Raw genomic sequence first — 17,878 nt, forward strand, 5'->3', positions numbered from 1 at the left:
ACTATGGCAGAAGTAATAAATATGCCGCGTTTGAGCGACACCATGGAAGAAGGAACAGTTGCCTCTTGGTTAAAAAAAGTTGGTGACAAAGTTGAAGAAGGTGATATTTTAGCTGAAATAGAAACCGATAAGGCAACCATGGAGTTCGAGTCTTTTAACGAAGGAACGCTATTACATATTGGTATTCAAGAAGGAGAAACTGCAAAAGTAGACACGCTTTTAGCTATTATTGGAGACGAAGGAGAAGATATTTCTAGTTATTTAAACGGAAGTTCTGAAGTTGAAAAATCTGATGAAGCTCCAGAAAGTAAAGATGAATCAAAAGATATTTCAGATGTCGATTCTGAGTCAACTAGTGACGTAGAATTACCAGAAGGTGTTACTGTTGTGACCATGCCTCGCCTAAGTGATACCATGGAAGAAGGTACTGTAGCAACTTGGTTAAAGAAAGTAGGTGATGAGGTTGAAGAAGGAGATATCCTTGCTGAGATTGAAACAGATAAGGCCACTATGGAATTTGAATCATTCCAATCTGGTAACTTATTACATATTGGTTTAAATGAAGGGGAATCTGCAAAAGTAGATTCTTTATTGGCTATTATTGGTCCAAAAGGTACAGATGTTTCAGACATAGTAAAAAACTTTAAGGCAGGTAATGGTGACGCTAAAAAAGAAGAAAAACCAGCTCCTAAAAAGGAGGCACCAAAGGCTGAGCCTAAAAAAGTAGAAGAAAAGAAAGAAGCTCCAAAAGCTTCAACTTCAACTTCGAGCTCAAATTCTTCAAGAATTTTTGCTTCTCCATTAGCTAAAAAAATGGCTGACGAGAAAGGTGTTAATTTAAATCAAGTTAAAGGTACTGGTGAAAACGGAAGAATCGTAAAGAAAGATATCGAAAACTTTACACCTGCTGCTCAAGGAGCATCAGTTGGTAAATTTGTGCCAACGGGTCAAGAAGATTTTGATGAAGTACCAAATTCAAACATGCGTAAAGCGATTGCTAAAAATCTGGCTAAATCTAAATTTACTGCACCACATTATTATTTAAATGTGGAGTTTGATATGGAAAATGCAATAGCATTTAGAACACAATATAACTCAATTCCAGACACTAAGATTTCATATAACGATATCATTGTAAAGGCATGTGCTTTAGCTTTAAAGCAGCATCCTCAAGTAAATTCGCAATGGTTCGATGATAGAATGCAGTTAAACAACCATGTTCATATTGGTGTGGCAGTTGCAGTACCAGATGGTTTATTAGTGCCTGTGGTTAAATTTGCAAACGAGCAAAGTTTACCACAAATTGGTGCAGCTGTTAGAGAATTTGCTGGTAAAGCAAGAAACAAGAAATTGGCTTTAGATGAAATGGAAGGTAGTACGTTTACAGTTTCTAATTTAGGGATGTTTGGTATTGATAGTTTTACATCAATTATTAATCAACCTAACTCAGCTATTTTATCTGTTGGAAATATTGTTGAAAAACCAGTGGTTAAAAACGGACAGATTGTAGTTGGTAATACGATGCAACTATGTTTGGCTTGCGATCACAGAACTGTAGATGGAGCAACGGGAGCACAATTCCTTCAAACCTTAAAAGGTTATATTGAAAACCCTGTGACAATGTTGGTTTAAAAAATGTCATTCTGAGCGTAGCGAAGAATCTAAATCATATAATCCTGATTTGTCCCGATAACTATCGGGTTTCGAATCAGGATTTTTTATATTTAAACACTAAAATAAAATAGGAATGAAAAAAATTCTTTCAATAGTCTTAATAGGGTTAGTTTGTTCATGCGCTTTTAATATGAAAGCTAAAGATGGAAAAGATGGTGAGAATGCTAAACCTACAATTTCACAGGAAGCCATTAAAACAAGTATGGAGTATTTAGCTTCAGACGAGTTAGGTGGTCGAGAAGCGGGAAGTGAAGGTCTTGAAAAAGCAGCTGTATTTATTGAAGATTATTTAAAAGCTAATGCTATTACTCCATATTTTAAAACCTATCGCGATTCTTTTAAACTAAATGATATAGACGCTTATAATATTGTTGGAGTGGTTGAGGGAAACGACCCTAAACTAAAGAATGAATTTGTTATTCTTGGAGGTCATTATGATCATATAGGTAAAGGAAAAGTTGTGGAAGGAGATTCCATTGCTAATGGTGCAAATGATGATGCTTCTGGAACTATTGCGGCTATGGAATTGGGAGCTTATTTTGCCAAAACAAAAACAAATAAACGCAGTATTTTAATTACGTTATATGATGCGGAAGAAAAGGGATTAAAGGGAGCAGCGCATTTAGCAGCACGCTTAAAAAGCGAAGCTATAAACGCTTACACTATGATTAATTTTGAAATGATTGGTGTGCCTAGAGACTCCACTGAGGTTATGGCATATATGAGTGGTTACAAACGGTCTAATTTTGCTGAGACTTTAAATGGATATGCAGGCGAAGAAGTGGTTGGTTTTTTTCCAGGAGCGCAACAAATGAATTTATTTATGAGGTCAGATAACTTTCCTTTCTTTAAAGAATTGAATATGCCAGCACATGCTATTTCAACTTTCGACTTTACAAATTTCGATTATTATCATCATGTAGACGATGAAGCCGATAAAATGGATTACGAACACATGGTGAATTTTATAAATAAAATGATTCCTGCCTTAGAAGGTATGATGAATGCGCCAACAAAAGAAGTTGTATTAAAAGAAGCTGTTTTAAAAAATGAGTAAAAATATAATAGTTACAGGAACAAGTCGTGGTATTGGCTTTGAATTGGTTCATTTATTAGCGAATCAAGGACATAATGTTTTGGCTTTATCTCGAAACGCAAAACCAATCTCTAATCTTCATTTTGATAATATCTCGTCATTTGCATTCGATTTATGTAATGAGGACGATTATCAAAAAGTAGCACATTTCATTAAAAGTGAATGGAAACACGTTGATATTTTAATCAACAATGCTGGAGCTATTATCAATAAACCGTTTTCAGAAACAACGTTTCGCGATTTTGAAAACGTGTATAGAACCAATGTCTTTGGGGTTTCTGAATTAACCAGAACGGTTTTACCATTTATGAAAAGTGATAGCCATGTTGTGACTATAAGCTCAATGGGAGGCATACAAGGTAGTATGAAATTTCCGGGATTGTCAGCGTACAGTTCTAGTAAAGGAGCTGTAATTACAATGACAGAATTATTAGCAGAAGAATATAAAGAAACAGGTCCACAATTTAATGTATTAGCATTGGGAGCTGTGCAAACTGAAATGTTAGAAGAAGCATTTCCAGGCTATAAAGCGCCAACAACGGCTATAGAAATGGCAAAGTACATTCAAGATTTTGCATTAACAGGAAATAGATATTACAACGGAAAGGTGTTACAGGTTTCTAATTCTACTCCGTAAGTAAAATTAATTTTCTTCAAAACGCTTTAATTTATTCTTAGTTGTTGTTAATTCCGATTTTAAATAATCAATTTTTTCCAACAGATTAAAAACCGCATCAATACCTTCAAAATTAAGTTGAAGATCTTGGTGCAAGCGAATCATTTTTTCTACATCTGCCATTTTATCTTGGTGAATGCAATAGGTTTTTTCAACTGAAATGAATTCAATAAGTCCGTATTCGCTTAAGCCATCAAAAAAAGACATTTCAATTTTGTAGTGCGTGCATAAACTTGGTAATGGTATAAACTGTGTGTCTTTCATGTGTTAAAATTTATTGCTTACCACGATGGCAAGTATGATTTTTTATGATACATGTTGCTCGCTATTATCATTTTCTTGTGTGATAAAATTATTAGCAAGCTTTAGTCATAACTATTGTAATTTTGCGAGTTCTTCAAAAAGTTCCTTTTCTCTATCAGATAGTTTTTTTGGTAATTCAATGGTGTATGTAATGTATAAATCACCAAACTGTCCGTCTTTTTTATATACAGGAAAGCCTTTGCCTTTTAATTTTACTTGAGTTCCATTTTGGGTTAAAGGTTTTAAGTTCAACTTTACTTTGCCATCAAATGTGTCTATAGTAATATCTCCACCTAAAACTGCTTTGTATAAATCTAAATGGACATCCTTGTAGAGGTGAGCTCCATCGCGCTTAAAATTAGTCGTATTATTGATGCTGAACTCAATCAATAGGTCTCCATTAGGGCCTCCATTAACTCCTTCACCACCTTTGCCCTTTATTTTAATGACCTGACCATTACTAACTCCTGCAGGAATCGTTAACCGAATATTTTTATCATTAACAGTCAAGACTCGTTTTTCAGTCGTATAAACATCTTTAAGGTCTAATTGAAGTTGGGCATTAAAATCTTGGCCTCGGAATTTTACATTAGCATTTCGTTGACCAAAACCACCGCCAAACATGGATTCAAAAAAATCAGAATAATCACCATCTCCAAAATCTTGAGCGCCTGATGAACGTTGATAATGTTGCTGAGATTGGCGTTGCTGTTTTTCAGCTTGCTCATAAGCTTCACCATGCTGCCAATTTTCTCCGTATTTATCGTATTTTTTTCGGTTCTCGTCGTTGCTTAAAACCTCGTTGGCTTCATTAACCTGCTTAAATTTTAACTCAGCGTCTTTGTCGTTGGGATTTAAATCTGGATGGTGTTTTCTCGCCAGCTTTCGATAAGCTTTTTTTATATCGGCTTTGGTAGCATTTTTATCTACACCAAGTATTTTATAATAGTCAATAAATGCCATAATTTTTGCATTATATAGTGCCTAGCTAAGTTACTATTTTTTTAGACCAACTTCAAGGTTTGTCTGTTAAGAATAATGTAATAAGTAGTTTGAGGTATCAATTATCTCTAGCCCATAAAACATGATGCAACTTGTTATTATATAAAAAGTTAAGGAAATGTTAACGTTAATTGATATATTTATAAAAAAAAATCGAGGATGATTAAAAAACTACAAAACCAAAAGCATTTATACGGTGTTTTTTTATTGATTTTTATGCTTCAAAATAGCGCTGCGCAAGTGTTTAATCGAGTAGAGTACACTGTAGGTTTAGGTGTGCTTCAAGAGAATAACGGAGTGGCCGTTGCAGACTATGACGGAGATAACGATTTGGATATTTTTGTTGTGGCAAAGGCTAAGGACGACCCCAATAACCCTAAAACATTAAGTCGTTTGTTTCAAAATAACAATGATGGTACGTTTACCGATGTTACAGAAATTTCAGGCTTAGTTAACTTATTGTCACAAGATGAAGGAGGCAGTGAGTATTTTGGTCTAGACGGAAATAAAAGTGGAGCATTTTGGGGGGATTTTAATAATGATGGGTTTCCAGATTTATTCTTAACTAATTCATTAAAAGTGCAATTATGGAAAAACGCAGGAGACGGCACGTTTATAGATATAACGGAAGCAGCCGGTTTTTTGCCTACTAACCTTTGCAGATATACTGGTGCAACTTGGTTTGATTATAATAATGATGGATTTTTAGATATTTATATTAATGACTGGAACGGATGCGGAAGTAATCAACTTTATAAAAACAATGGAGATGAAACGTTTACAGATGTCACTGTTTCAACGGGTCTTTTTACGAGTATTGGTCGTCCAAGCTTTACAGCATTACCTTTTGATTTTAATGAAGATGGTTTTATGGATTTGCTGGTGTCAAATGACCTTGGGAAACCGAACTACTTATATATTAATTCTAATGGTGATTCTTTCTTAAATGAAGCTTCATCATACGGTGTTAATACGATGGAGGATGATATGGGAATTACTATAAGTGACTATAATGGTGATGGTAGTTTTGATATTTTTATAACAGCAATAGACCAAAATTTATTTTTGCATAATAATGGTGATAATACGTTTATTGAAATAGCAAGTCAATTAGATTTGGTTAATACTGGATGGTCTTGGGGAGCACGATTTTCTGATTTTGATTTAGATGGCGATGAGGATTTATTTATCGTTAATGGCTATGATTTTGGCAACAGATCTGCAGAGTCAAATTACTACTTTAGAAGTCTTTATGATCAAGGACAAGATAAGTTTCAAGATGTGTCATCAGAACTAAGATTAGATGAAGTAACTATTAGTGTTGAAGCCATTGATTGGGATTATGATAACGATGGTGATATCGATTTATTTGTTACTAATAGTGATAGACCATCGATTTTATATGAAAACAAAACATTAAATTTTGATATTACTAATCCTGACCTACATTTTTTTAAAGTTAAATTAGAAGGCACAACGTCAAATAGTGATGCTATTGGAACAATAGTTACGATCACTACAGAAAATGGAATTTTAAAACGATATAATTCTGGTGTTGGCTTTTTATCTCAGAGTTTACAACCCGTACATTTTGGTTTAGGTGAAGCAACTAGTATTCTTTCATTAGAAATAAAATGGCCTTCTGGTTTAGAAGAGACTTACCTCAATTTAAACGCAAATACGACAATAAAGGCAACCGAAGGTCAAGGTTATGAAGTGATGAATATTATTCCGAGTCAGAAAACTTATGGGTGTACAGATCCATTGTCTTGTAATTATAATCCGGAAGCAACATTAAGTGATGATTCTTGTACTTATTTAGCACCAGATACTATTAGTGGTAATTTATCTTCGTCTTTTTTAGCCACTGAAACCTATAGTTATAACATAGGAAATGAATCTACTGCAAACTGGTCAGTTGTAGGTGGAGACATATTGAGTGGGCAAGGCACCGATACGATTACAGTAAAATGGCATATAGAAGAATCGGGTTCTATATCAGTTACAGAAATTAGTGAACAATGTACTAGTTTACAATCGTCGGTTGAAGTTAGTTTGGGTGTCGATAATCTTCCTGAAGATATATCCATTGCGCGTTTATGGAATGAAGCATTGCTCGAAGCTATTAGACGGGATTATGCGAGACCAACTATTCATGCTAGAAACTTATTTCATACTAGCGTTGCGATGTATGATATTTGGGCCATTTATGACGATGTTGCTGCGCCTTACTTAATAGGAAATACAGTACATGGATTTAGCAGTACATTAGACGATTTTATTCCAGCAGAAAGTAAAGAAGAATCTCAAAAAATTGCTATAAGTTTTGCGATGTACCGCTTACTATCTCATCGTTTTCAAAATTCTCCAAATCTTGAAGTTACCCAAGCGAGATTCGATTTGATAATGGATAAATTGGGTTATAATATGACATATACATCCATGCTGTATGAAAATGGGAGAGCAGCAGCTTTAGGTAATTTTGTTGCGCAAACGTTAATAGATTATGGTCTGCAAGATGGAGCAAGAGAGGCTTCAGGGTATAATAATGCTTATTATGAACCTGTAAATGCACCTTATGCATTAGATTTATCGTCTCACCCTCCAATTAACGATCCAAATAGATGGGAGCCTTTAAGCTTAGAGACTTATATTGATCAAAGTGGGAATATTATCGATGGTAGTGTGCCTCCGTTTTTAAGCCCAGAATGGGGAAATGTAGCTTCTTTTGCTTTAACCGATGAAGATAAAATTACATATGATAGAGATGGCGACATATATAATGTGTATCATGACCCATCACATCCACCATATATAAGCACAACAGAAAACACTTCAGAAAGTGAAGCATATAAATGGGGATTCTCTATGGTATCTGTTTGGCAAGCGCATTTGGATCCTAGTGATAACGTAATGTGGGATATTTCACCAAAATCTATAGGAAATACAGATATTAATACCTATCCAACAAATTATGAAGATTATTCAGATTACTATAATTTTATTGATGGTGGAGCAAATAGTACAGGACATGCAATAAATCCATTTACAGGCAATCCGTACGAATCTAATATGGTACCTCGTGGAGATTATACTCGAGTTTTAGCAGAATTTTGGGCAGACGGACCAGATTCTGAAACTCCACCAGGTCATTGGTTTACATTGTTGAATTATGTGAGTGATCATCCACATTTTGAAAAGCGTTTTCAGGGTGAAGATGACATTCTAAACCCGTTAGAATGGGATGTAAAATCTTATTTTGTACTTGGTGGAGGTATGCACGATGCTGCCATTTCGGCGTGGAGTATAAAAGGATGGTATGATTATATTAGACCAATATCAGCACTTCGATATATGGCAGAACAAGGGCAAAGTACAGATCCATCACTAGATAATTATAGTGTTTCAGGAATTGAATTGATTGATGGTTACATAGAAATAGTTGAAGAAGGAGATCCATTGGCTGGATTATCTAATCAGCATATAGGAAAGATAAAGTTATATACTTGGAAAGGCCACGACTATATAAGTAACACTGAAACAGATCAGGCTGGAGTTGGTTGGATTTTAGCTGAAGATTGGTACCCTTACCAAAGGCCTACATTTGTAACACCACCTTTTGCAGGTTTTGTTTCTGGTCATTCCACTTATTCTCGTGCAGCCGCGGAACTAATGACAATGATAACTGGAGATGAATTTTTCCCAGGAGGTATGGCTGAATTTGTAGCAAAGAAGAATGAGTTTTTGGTGTTTGAAGAAGGACCATCACAAGATGTGGTTTTACAATGGGCAACGTATAGAGATGCATCAGACCAGACCAGTTTAAGTCGAATTTGGGGAGGAATCCATCCTCCAGCAGATGATATTCCTGGTAGGTTTGTAGGTCAGGTTGTAGCGGAAGAGTCGTTTAGTTTTGCAGTGCCTTATTTTGAAGGTGATGTGCTGAGTATTTCAGAGTTTTCTAAAGAAATCAATGTTTACCCTAATCCTACGACAAACAGTGAGCTTTATATTTCAAATACAAAAACAGATGATGTTATTGCGGTATTTGATATGCGTGGACGACAAATTCAACTACAAGATAGAAGTTTTAATGCCTATACAAACACCACAACTATAAAGTTAACAGCAACAGAAGCAGGTGTTTATTTGTTGAAGGTAAATGCGTATTCTAAAATGATTGTAGTTAACAATTAATCGTCGCGATTTTCAAAATCAATTTTTAGGGCTGTTTTTGTTTGACCTTCAATCGTGATGTTTTGTTTTTTTATGATGGCTTTTAGGGTGTCTAATTGTTCTGAATTTCCTTGTTTTAAAATATAACTAAATCTAATATGTGATATCGAATCATTTACAGTTTCGGTGTTTCCAATTTGATGTAAATCAGTTATAAAAGGTGACCCATGATGGTCTAAGCTATTTAAATTTTGAATAATTATTGAACTAGATAGTTTAGTTGTTTCAAAATTTGAATTCTTTTCAGATAAATAAATCAGGTCATAAGTGTCTTGTAATTTTTCTTCAATAATATGCAATTCAGTGAAGTTTGGTTTTTCAATATCCAAAGTACTTTCAGCATTGTTTTCTAAATCATCCATTTCAGAATGTGGAATGGACTTATCATTAGAGACGTTGTTGCAACTACATAATATTAGAACTAAAAGTGTTATATAACGTTTCATTCTATTATAAATTTAAGTTTCACAATTTTACCATCAGCATACGTTTTGCTAAGGATTTTCATCTGTTTCAAGCTCTTGGTTGGTGTGGTTAACTTATTAATAAATTCATTCTTCGTAAATAATTCAATACCTATATTATTTGGATAAACTTGATAAATTAAAGCATCATTAGAGAATATCTTTTCAAGATTTACTCTGTGTGCTTTCCAGTCTATAATGTTATTGTTAGAGTAATAATCTAACATTAAAGCATAATCATCTGTGTTTAATTTTACATTACCATGATCTATATTTTTAATAGATTTTACAATAGTATCAGTTTTATGATATGGAGATTGCACTACAAATTTTATATAGTCCGCATTGGTTGAGTAATTAAAACAGCCATTAGAATTAGATTTTAAGTATGTTGGCGTTTCGTCTGTATTCAGGATTTTTATATCCAAACGTATAGAATTTATAGGTTGTCCTTTTATATCATCAATAAAACAAATTGAATAGTTGTGGCTTCTGTTGGATAGCCAAATAGCAGTCAATAGGGTTAGTATTAAAATAGGTAATATTATAAAAAGCTTTAGTGATTTAGGTTTGTTGTTAGGTGCTACATGATTTGAGTTTTTAAAATCCGACCAATTTTTATAGCCAGCATACGCACTCAGTAAATTAAGCATATCAACTCTCGGCAATTTTTCAGCATCATTTTTAAAGTAGGTATAAAACCATTTTTCGCTGACTCTGGCTTTTACACTATCAAATAAATCTTCCTGAAACAATACAATCTCATTACCACTCCAATCTTTTACAGATTTAGACGCATTATGCTTCTTAAGAAAAGTTTTTATAACCAATTCTTTAAGCGTATTGAATAATTGTAAGTCGTTAGAAACCAAAAGTCAGAATGCGTTAATAGTATGATTTTTAGTATTGTACACGTTTTACAATTGTTTTACAACAGCTATACAATTGGTGCCGCGCGTTTCAATATAGATTTGATTTAAATCTTAAAAATAAAACATTATGAAACGTAAATCATTAAAAACAGTATTAAAATTATGTGTTATGGCAATTCTATTTGTCGCATGTAATCGTTCAGAGTCGTCCAAAAATTTTGCTTTAAAAAGTGTTGATGTTGAAACCGACTTTGGAGCTATTGAAACTGACGATGTAGAAAGTAACAAACCGCTTCCGGAATTTAAAAATTTAAAAATCATAAAATCAGCAAATGTAAGATACAAGGTGAAAGATGTAAAAAGAGCAACTGAGGTTGTAAAACAAATTTCACAAGCTTATAATTCGTATATCTCAGATTTGCGTTTCGAAAATAATCTGTACAAAAAAGAAAACAGATTCACTTTAAAAGTGCCTGCCAGAGATTTTGATGTTATTATGGATTCAATTAGCAGTGTCGCAGAATTTATTGAATATGAAAATATAACGACGAAAGATGTAACTTCAGAATTTATAGATGTTGAAGCTAGATTAAAAACTAAATTAGAAGTCAAGGAACGCTACGAATCTATCCTAAGAACCAAAGCTAAAAGCGTCGAAGACTTATTAGATGTTGAAGAAAAACTACGACACATACAAGAAGAAATTGAATCGAGCCAAGGACAATTAAAATATTTGACTAATAAAGTTGCGTTTAGTACCATTCAGATCGATTTATATGAAACCGTTGAATACATAGAAGAACCAGAGCATTACAAGAAAACATTTTTTGCAGAACTAAAAGAAGGTTTTACATCTGGTTGGGAGGTTTTAAAACTATTTTTTATAGGATTGGTTTACATTTGGCCGTTTATGATTATAGGAATTATAGTGTTTATTTTAATTAAGAAAAGAGTAAAAAAATAATTTAACGCTTATTTTTGTGCAAATGCAAACACAGCTTTTAAATTTTATTCCTGCTGCGGCTCAACCTTTGGTTGCAAAATTATTGGCAAATGATAATTTGTCTGTAAAAGTGAAAAATGAACGTAAAACCCGTCATGGTGATTATAGAGAATTGGCAAATGGAAAACATCAGATTACGGTAAACTCTAATCTTAATTCGTATCGGTTTTTAATCACGTTAATTCACGAAATCGCACATTTTGAAACGTATAAAAAATACGGAAGATCAATTAAACCACACGGAAAAGAGTGGAAGCAAACCTTTCAGCATTTAATGTTGCCCTTTTTACATCCTGAAATTTTTCCTTCAGAATTGTTACCCTTATTGGCAAAGCATTTTAAAAATCCAAAAGCATCGAGCGATACAGATACGGAATTGTCTTTAGCTTTAAAACAGTTTAATGAAGCCAATGATAAAACTTATGTTTTTGAGGTGCCATTTGGAAAAGAGTTTAAGTTGTATAATGGTCGCGTTTTTAAACAAGGCAAGCAAAGAAGAAAACGGTTTGAATGTGTTGAAGTTACAACAGGAAAGTTATATTTGTTTAACCCTAATGCAGAAGTTGAATTATTAGAAGAATGAAAAATAAAAATTATTATGCCATCCTTATGGCAGGAGGAGTAGGTTCACGGTTTTGGCCTGTAAGTACGCAAGATTTTCCGAAGCAGTTTCACGATATGCTTGGTACAGGTGATACCTTAATACAGAAAACCTTTCAGCGTTTAGCACAATTAATTCCGGAAGAGAATATTTTTATATTAACAAATGAGCGTTACAACGATTTGGTGTTTCAACAATTACCAAATGTTACCAAACGACAAGTGGTTTTAGAACCAGCCATGCGAAATACAGCACCTTGTATATTGTATGCTTCTTTAAAAATTCAGAAGGAAAATGAAAATGCTGTAATGATTGTGGCTCCAAGCGATCACTGGATTGAAGATGAGCAAGCTTTTTCTGCTAACGTAAAAACAGCTTTCGATTATTGCGAGTCTAATGATGCCTTAATGACGTTAGGAATTACACCAACATTTCCAAATACTGGCTATGGTTATATAGAATATGATAAAACGGCAACTACAGAAATTAAATCGGTTAATCAATTTAGAGAAAAACCAGATTATGAAACGGCAAAGTCGTTTATAAGTCAAGGTAATTTTTTATGGAATGCTGGTATTTTTATGTGGAGTGTGAAATCTGTTATTTCTGCCTTTAAGAATAATCAACCAGAATTATTTGAATTGTTCAAAAGTGGGTATGGCTCATATAATACAGAACTTGAAGATAATTTTATTAAAGATAATTACGAAAGAGCAGAAAACATATCGGTGGATTATGCATTAATGGAAAAGAGTGATAATGTTTTTGTGATACCTGCAACTTTCGATTGGAACGACCTTGGTACTTGGGGAAGTCTTTATGACAAATTAGACAAGGATGAGGATGCAAATGCCATAGTTAATAGTAAAACTCTGCTAGAAGATGCAAGTGGAAATATGATTAGGTCTAAACGCGATAAACTTGTGGTTATAGACGGACTAAAAGATTATATAATTGTTGATAAAGACGAAGTTTTACTTATCTTTCCTAAAGAAAAAGAACAAGATATTAAAAAAGTACTTCAAAATGTGAAAGCCAATTTTGGAGAAGAATTCGGTTAACTATTTTATCTAAGATATTTAAAATTGTAAATAATTAATATTGATTTCTTAATCCTAGATTTTAGAATTTAATATTTGGAATTTTTTATAGAACTATGAGTGACGAAAACAAATTTAACTTTTCTGAAGAAGAGAAGCAGCAAATTACCAATGAAATGAATAAGGAAGCTGCTGTTGAAGAAAAGAAAGACGCTGTAAAAAAAGATGCTCAAGGCTTATTTGCAAGTGTAAAGACCTTTTTAAATGAGTTGCTCGATTTTAGAGATGATACAGACAGAGATGCTACTATAACGGCAATTAAACAAGATATTCCGTTTAAAGGTGCAACGGCTTGGATTTTGGTTTGTTCAATATTTGTTGCATCTGTTGGACTTAACGCCAACTCAACAGCAGTAGTAATTGGTGCCATGTTAATATCACCATTAATGGGTCCTATTTTAGGCATAGGATTATCTATTGCTATTAATGATATCGATACTTTAAAGAAGTCGCTTATAAACTTAGCAACGATGATTGTGTTAAGTTTACTAACCGCATTTTTATTCTTTTGGTTGTTTCCTTTGAGTGCGGAAACCTCAGAACTTTTAGGTAGAACACGTCCAGATATTCGCGATGTTTTAATCGCTTTCTTTGGAGGTTTAGCCTTAATTATTGCACGAACTAAAAAAGGAACCATTGCTTCAGTAATATTTGGAGTCGCTATCGCAACAGCGTTAATGCCACCTTTATGTACTGCTGGTTATGGTTTGGCCGAAGGTAATTGGTCCTATTTTGGTGGTGCAATGTATTTGTTTACGATTAACACCATTTTTATTGCATTAGCAACATTCTTAGTTTTAAAACTGTTGCGTTTTCCAATGCTTAAATATGCTAATTCTGCAAAACGTAAACGTACATCTAGGATTGCTATGCTCATTGCAATTGTTGTTATGATTCCTGCAATATGGACGTTTTTAACTGTGCTTCAGGAAAGTAAATACAAAAGAGACTTCGATAGTTTTGTTAAAAATGATATAGAAAGTAATCCCAATCTTTGGTATCAGAAAAGAGACAATGATTTAGATCCAGATACTAAAACAATCAATTTACATTTTAATGGAGATGTGAGTGATGAGATGGTTTCAGCATTACAAATTAGCAAGAAAAGCTATGAGAGCATTAAAGATTTTGAATTAATTGTTAACGCGAATAAAACACGAAGCGCAGACCGAATACTTGAGTCTTTAGATAGAGCTTATGCCGATTTAGATAGAAAGGATAATGTAATTGATGGACTTCAAAAACAGATAGAACAACTTCAAACTAATATCTCAAATTTAAATAAGGTAATAGAATCTAAAAATACCAATCAGAATGCAGTTTCATTTAGTGCGTTATCTCGTGATGCTAAAATTAAATTTAGTGATTTAGAGTATTTCGGATATGCTAAAATGTTAGAGTCAAAAGATTTTATAAATATAGACACAGCTAATGTTGCTAATGTAAGATGGAAAGTCTCATTGCCAGATAGTGCGGTTTTCGTTAAAGAAAGAGCACTTCAAAAATGGTTAAAGAATGAACTAAAAGTAGATACTGTATTTATTAGAAGAAATTAAAGATATTAACGCTCTTCTTCAAGATACATTTTACGAACTTTTCTGAATAATTCAGAGGAATAGACGAAGTTAGTTACGGCTTCGTTTTCGGTTCTGAAAATTGTTTCACTAGAACCTTCCCATTCTAATAAACCATTTTTTAGAAAAACGATTTTCTCACCGATTTCCATAACAGAGTTCATATCGTGGGTGTTAACCACTGTTGTAATATTGAATTCATCCGTAATCTCTTGAATTAGATTATCGATTACAATGGCTGTTTTTGGATCTAAACCTGAGTTGGGCTCATCACAAAACAAATATTTTGGTCTGTTAACAATGGCTCTTGCTATGGCAACACGTTTTTGCATTCCACCAGAAGCTTCACTTGGCATTTTATGATGTGCATCATCTAAGTTAACACGTTTTAAAACTTCATCAACTCTGTCTTCCATTTCACTTTTACTCTGTTTGGTAAACATGCGTAATGGAAACATTACATTTTCGGCAATAGTCATGGAGTCAAATAAAGCACTACCTTGAAAAACCATACCCATTTCTGAACGTAAGTTTGTTTTTTCGTTTCGTGTTAATTTACTGAAATTTTTGCCTTCGTAAGAAATTGAGCCTCCTTCGTATTCAAACAACCCAAGCAAACATTTTAAGAATACGGTTTTACCAGATCCACTTTGTCCTATAACTAAGTTGGTCTTTCCTTTTTCAAAAGATGTGGTTATGCCTTTTAAAATTTGGGTGTCGCCAAACGATTTTTTTAAGTCTTTAACTTCTATCATAATTAGCCGAGTAATAAACTGGTTAGTAAAAAGTTGACAAGTATGATCATTACACTAGTCCAAACAAAAGAGGTTGTACTTGCTTTACCAACTTCTAAAGCGCCACCTTTCATAAAGTAACCGTAATATGAAGGAATAGTTGCTAATAAAAATGCAAATACAAAGGTTTTTATAAAAGCGTATATAAAATGAAACGGAATAAAATCTAATTGCACACCTTCTATGTAGTCTTCCATGGTGCCGTAACCTCCGTACACACATGCGATGAGTCCACCTAAAATACCTAAAAACATTGCAATAGAAATTACAAATGGATAAAGCGTTAAGGCAATGAATTTTGGAAAAACGAGATAATTAATAGCATTTATTCCCATTACTTCCAGTGCATCGATTTGCTCTGTAACACGCATGGTTCCAATACTAGATGTAATAAAAGATCCTACTTTACCTGCCATGATAATAGAAATAAAAGTAGGTGCAAATTCTAAAATTATGGATTGTCTAGTGGCAAAACCGACCAAGTATTTGGGCATTATTGGACTGGTCATATTTAACGATGTTTGTATCGCAACAACGCCTCCAACAAAAAACGAAATAAAGGCAACAATACCTAGCGATCCAATAATAAGGTCGTCAATATCTTTTAAGATTAAAGGTTTCATCACTGACCATTTCGTTGGTCGGCGAAAAATATCTTTAATCATAATAAAATACGTGCCTATATTATGTAGATAAGTGATGGGTGTTTTCATTAATGCTAAAGTATAAAAAATGATTAGTTATTAATGTTAATTTAAACTAAGATAATTTAAATATTGTATTTTTGAGACTTAGAATAAACTCATATCCGAATGAAAAAAATGTCCTTCCTAATTGTTGTATTGTGTATGTTTTCCGCTTGTGGTGCACAAAATACAACTACTGATATAAAAAATAAAACTTCTGTTTTAGTATCCAATGATCGTCCTAAACTAGTCGTTGGAATTGTGGTTGACCAAATGCGTTACGATTACTTAACACGTTTTGAGTCTAAATTCGGAGATGGTGGTTTTAATCGTATGATAAATGAAGGTTTTAATTGTAAAAACAATCATTTTAACTATGTGCCAACGTATACTGGTCCAGGACATGCCTCTGTTTATACAGGAACAACACCAAAAACTCATGGTATCATAGGTAATAATTGGTACGATAAAGAAACTAAAGAAAGTGTTTATTGTGCAGGTGATCAAAGTGTGTCGTCTGTTGGAACTGAAGATGATGCAGGTGAAATGTCACCAAGGAGAATGCAAACCACAAGTTTTGCAGATGAAAACAGACTGTTTACACAAATGCAAGGAAAAACCATTGGGATTTCCTTAAAAGATAGAGGTGCAATTTTACCAGCAGGTCATACGGCAAATGCTGCATACTGGTTTCATGGTAGAGGTGAAGGGGCTTGGATTACAAGTTCATTTTATATGAATGATTTACCACAATGGGTTAAAGATTTTAATGCTTCGGATAACGCAGCATCTTATTTAAAAGAGTGGAATACACTTTATGATATTTCTACTTATACCGAAAGCGGAGTTGATGAAAACACCTTTGAAGGTGGCTTTAAAGGTAAAGAAAAAGCGACATTTCCTTACGATTTAAAAGCACTTAGTAAGGACAATAGAGGTTATGATCTTTTAAAAGCGACACCTTACGGAAATAGTTTAACCACCGATTTTGCTATGGCAGCAATCGAGGCCGAAAATTTAGGACAAGACCAAATAACCGATGTCCTTGCTGTAAGTTATTCAGCTACGGATTATGTTGGCCATAATTTTGGAGTTAATTCAAAAGAAGTACAAGATACATATCTTCGTTTAGATAAAGATTTAGAGCGTTTGTTCCAGTATTTAGATACCAATGTTGGCAAAGGAGAATACACTGTGTTTCTAACTGCAGATCATGGTGCGGTTGATGTACCTTCCTATTTAGCTTCAGTAAAAGTACCTGCTGGATATGTTGATAGAACTGATAGAAAAGAGCGTTTTAATTCTTTTTTAAATACAACGTATGGTACCGAAGATATCGTAGAGCATATTAGCAACGGTCAGATTTTTTTAAACAGAGACAAAGTTCAAGCCTTAGGGTTAAAACTTAGTGATGTTCAAGATGCTATTGCCATGGAGTATTTAAGTTATAAAAATATCTCTAAGGTGTATACGGCAACAACGATGAGTACTACAAGTTTTGGTATAGGAATAGAGGGTTTATTACAAAATGGATTTAACCAAAAACGCTCAGGTGATGTGATTTTAGTTAATGATTCTGCTTTTATTTCATACAGTAAAACAGGTTCTACGCATGGAAGTGGTTTAAACTACGATACTCATGTACCATTATTATTCTTCGGAAAAGGTATAAAGCATGGTGAAACATTTAATAAAACTGTAATTCCAGATATTGCACCAACGATTTCGGCGCTTTTGGGAATTAGTTTTCCTAATGGAGCTACTGGTCAACCTTTAGGGTTTGTGATTGATTAATAT

15 protein-coding genes are annotated in these 17,878 nt (G+C 33.6%); 9 read left to right on the forward strand and 6 right to left on the reverse strand.

The genetic code is table 11. The features are described 5' to 3' along the window. Nucleotides 1-3 precede the first annotated feature (3 nt). The 3 genes from ITJ86_RS10410 (at nucleotide 4) to ITJ86_RS10420 (ending at nucleotide 3,407) form a co-directional block, all read left to right on the forward strand. Nucleotides 4-1,632: a pyruvate dehydrogenase complex dihydrolipoamide acetyltransferase gene (locus tag ITJ86_RS10410; protein ID WP_195871581.1), complete on the forward strand. Its 1,629-nt coding sequence runs from the start codon at nucleotides 4-6 to the stop codon at nucleotides 1,630-1,632. 115 nt (nucleotides 1,633-1,747) lie between these two features. Next, nucleotides 1,748-2,731 (forward strand): M28 family metallopeptidase, encoded by a 984-nt coding sequence (locus ITJ86_RS10415; RefSeq protein WP_195871582.1) that lies wholly within the window; start codon nucleotides 1,748-1,750, stop codon nucleotides 2,729-2,731. After that, a complete protein-coding gene (locus ITJ86_RS10420; protein WP_195871583.1) occupies nucleotides 2,724-3,407 on the forward strand; it encodes an SDR family NAD(P)-dependent oxidoreductase in 684 nt (227 codons plus the stop codon). The genes ITJ86_RS10415 and ITJ86_RS10420 overlap by 8 nt, the downstream gene beginning before the upstream one ends. A 6-nt stretch (nucleotides 3,408-3,413) precedes the next feature. Here the strand turns inward: ITJ86_RS10420 and ITJ86_RS10425 are convergent, their stop codons facing one another. Continuing rightward, on the reverse strand, nucleotides 3,414-3,710 hold the full coding sequence (locus ITJ86_RS10425) for a chaperone modulator CbpM (RefSeq protein ID WP_195871584.1): 297 nt from the start codon (nucleotides 3,708-3,710) through the stop codon (nucleotides 3,414-3,416). 111 nt (nucleotides 3,711-3,821) lie between these two features. Next, nucleotides 3,822-4,712 carry a DnaJ C-terminal domain-containing protein gene (locus ITJ86_RS10430; RefSeq protein ID WP_195871585.1) on the reverse strand — a complete coding sequence of 297 codons (891 nt, stop codon included), beginning with the start codon at nucleotides 4,710-4,712 and terminating at the stop codon, nucleotides 3,822-3,824. A gap of 198 nt (nucleotides 4,713-4,910) precedes the next feature. On the opposite strand from ITJ86_RS10430, the gene ITJ86_RS10435 reads away from it, so the two are divergent. After that, on the forward strand, nucleotides 4,911-8,948 hold the full coding sequence (locus ITJ86_RS10435; protein ID WP_230080276.1) for an FG-GAP-like repeat-containing protein: 4,038 nt from the start codon (nucleotides 4,911-4,913) through the stop codon (nucleotides 8,946-8,948). On the opposite strand, the gene ITJ86_RS10440 is transcribed toward ITJ86_RS10435, so the two are convergent. Together ITJ86_RS10440 and ITJ86_RS10445 are read right to left on the reverse strand one after the other, a co-directional pair. Continuing rightward, nucleotides 8,945-9,433 (reverse strand): hypothetical protein, encoded by a 489-nt coding sequence (locus ITJ86_RS10440; protein WP_195871586.1) that lies wholly within the window; start codon nucleotides 9,431-9,433, stop codon nucleotides 8,945-8,947. The two genes, ITJ86_RS10435 and ITJ86_RS10440, sit on opposite strands and share 4 nt — an antisense overlap. Beyond that, nucleotides 9,430-10,323: a hypothetical protein gene (locus ITJ86_RS10445; RefSeq protein ID WP_195871587.1), complete on the reverse strand. Its 894-nt coding sequence runs from the start codon at nucleotides 10,321-10,323 to the stop codon at nucleotides 9,430-9,432. The genes ITJ86_RS10440 and ITJ86_RS10445 overlap by 4 nt, the downstream gene beginning before the upstream one ends. Nucleotides 10,324-10,450: 127 nt before the next feature. Here ITJ86_RS10445 and ITJ86_RS10450 point away from each other — a divergent pair, with 127 nt between their 5' ends. The 4 genes from ITJ86_RS10450 to ITJ86_RS10465 all read left to right on the forward strand — a co-directional run bounded on the left by ITJ86_RS10450 (nucleotide 10,451) and on the right by ITJ86_RS10465 (nucleotide 14,583). Next, a complete protein-coding gene (locus tag ITJ86_RS10450) occupies nucleotides 10,451-11,287 on the forward strand; it encodes a DUF4349 domain-containing protein (protein WP_195871588.1) in 837 nt (278 codons plus the stop codon). Between the two features lie 22 nt (nucleotides 11,288-11,309). Continuing rightward, nucleotides 11,310-11,909, forward strand: coding sequence for a SprT-like domain-containing protein (locus ITJ86_RS10455; RefSeq protein ID WP_195871589.1), 600 nt, complete (start codon nucleotides 11,310-11,312; stop codon nucleotides 11,907-11,909). Then, on the forward strand, nucleotides 11,906-12,988 hold the full coding sequence (locus ITJ86_RS10460; RefSeq protein ID WP_195871590.1) for a mannose-1-phosphate guanylyltransferase: 1,083 nt from the start codon (nucleotides 11,906-11,908) through the stop codon (nucleotides 12,986-12,988). The genes ITJ86_RS10455 and ITJ86_RS10460 overlap by 4 nt, the downstream gene beginning before the upstream one ends. A 95-nt stretch (nucleotides 12,989-13,083) precedes the next feature. After that, nucleotides 13,084-14,583 (forward strand): DUF389 domain-containing protein, encoded by a 1,500-nt coding sequence (locus tag ITJ86_RS10465; RefSeq protein WP_195871591.1) that lies wholly within the window; start codon nucleotides 13,084-13,086, stop codon nucleotides 14,581-14,583. Between the two features lie 5 nt (nucleotides 14,584-14,588). On the opposite strand, the gene ITJ86_RS10470 is transcribed toward ITJ86_RS10465, so the two are convergent. Then, on the reverse strand, nucleotides 14,589-15,356 hold the full coding sequence (locus tag ITJ86_RS10470) for an ABC transporter ATP-binding protein (protein WP_195871592.1): 768 nt from the start codon (nucleotides 15,354-15,356) through the stop codon (nucleotides 14,589-14,591). Between the two features lie 2 nt (nucleotides 15,357-15,358). Next, the gene (locus ITJ86_RS10475) at nucleotides 15,359-16,108 is read right to left on the reverse strand and encodes an MlaE family ABC transporter permease (protein ID WP_195871593.1); all 750 of its coding nucleotides are present in this window, start codon (nucleotides 16,106-16,108) and stop codon (nucleotides 15,359-15,361) included. A 99-nt stretch (nucleotides 16,109-16,207) separates the two neighbouring features. On the opposite strand from ITJ86_RS10475, the gene pafA reads away from it, so the two are divergent. Beyond that, a complete protein-coding gene (gene pafA, locus ITJ86_RS10480; protein WP_195871594.1) occupies nucleotides 16,208-17,875 on the forward strand; it encodes an alkaline phosphatase PafA in 1,668 nt (555 codons plus the stop codon). The last annotated feature ends 3 nt before the right edge of the window (nucleotides 17,876-17,878 follow it).

The organism is Winogradskyella marina (genome assembly GCF_015645385.1).
In the GTDB taxonomy this organism is placed as follows: domain Bacteria; phylum Bacteroidota; class Bacteroidia; order Flavobacteriales; family Flavobacteriaceae; genus Winogradskyella; species Winogradskyella marina.